Here is a 1,131-nt window from a genome sequence, read left to right on the forward strand (position 1 = left end):
CTCAATTTCTTGCAATCCTCGCTACGGACGCTTAAGTCCGACAGGCTGCTAGACCGGATATTTCACAAATAAAGGGAAAGTCCTCTTCAACAGGAAATAAGCTTATTGACAAGTATTGTTTTCAGTCTGATATTGGCGTACTGTCCTGCCATGAGCTGACACCCCGAACCCGACTTTGATCCGCCTTGATGCCAGTTAATGGAAAAGCAACTTTCTGCTTCCAGCTGGTGCCTGTATTAAAGCGGATGTTCAGCGGCTTAGCAGGATCAAGATTACCCGCAATCTGCTCTCTTTCTTTCAAACGACATAACATCTTCAAGGAAGCGATCTCATCATTGCCAGTTATGGAAAATTGTTTGACATCATAGTTTGGAGTAGTGCGCGGATGATTGAATGATTTGCTGACTGCGCTAGTATATCTACTGAATACAACATAGTGCGGACAAACTGAATCAGCCATGATCGGGTGCTGTGGTCTGGTCACCGCCACCAGACTGTTCTCCATTATCAAAGTATGTGTCAACTCATTATTCCCGGCGTCTTCTGTCCCTCTGATACTGTCCATGATAAAAGCACTAAAACCACCTGGGCATTTAAGAGTGCCAATGGGCTCTGTTAACTCCATATCCCAGTCGATTTTTATGCATCGACGACTGCTGGTTTCAATGCCGACTAATTCACAGACCTTATCACAATGGTACATTGCCACGAATTGAAAAATGTCCAGAACATCATGAAACTGAACATAACGCCTTATCCTGCCATCGTTATAATAATGACCTTCGAGTGTGCAAAAACGCGCATCCACTTCCACATAAAATTGACCTTCCATGCTTTTATTCTGGGTAATTTTCATACCAGCTACTCTGCCCTCACTTAGCAGCTTTGACACATCCAGGACACGTACATTTTCAAATGACTGTTCCAACTGCCTGACCTGTGCAGCCACTGTTTCATTGATCAGGTCGTTATTTATCAGAATGACGGCAGCGCGGGACTTTTCGATAACGCAGTTATTACTGAAAATGCGAATGGACTCATCATCAATGCTTGCCTTTTGATCCAGACAATAAAACTGTTGACATCCTCTCGCCCCTGAAGGAGCGAGATTCCCGTTAGTCACCTAACAGG

Annotated in this window: 1 protein-coding gene; it reads right to left on the bottom strand. The window is 44.3% G+C overall.

All coding sequences use genetic code 11. From position 1 onward, the window contains the following. Positions 1-121: 121 nt before the first annotated feature. Positions 122-1,123, bottom strand: coding sequence for a hypothetical protein (locus tag KDK19_RS19380; RefSeq protein WP_257292663.1), 1,002 nt, complete (start codon positions 1,121-1,123; stop codon positions 122-124). Positions 1,124-1,131: the final 8 nt, after the last annotated feature.

This window comes from Endozoicomonas sp. ONNA1 (assembly GCF_024606325.1).
In the GTDB taxonomy this organism is placed as follows: domain Bacteria; phylum Pseudomonadota; class Gammaproteobacteria; order Pseudomonadales; family Endozoicomonadaceae; genus Endozoicomonas_A.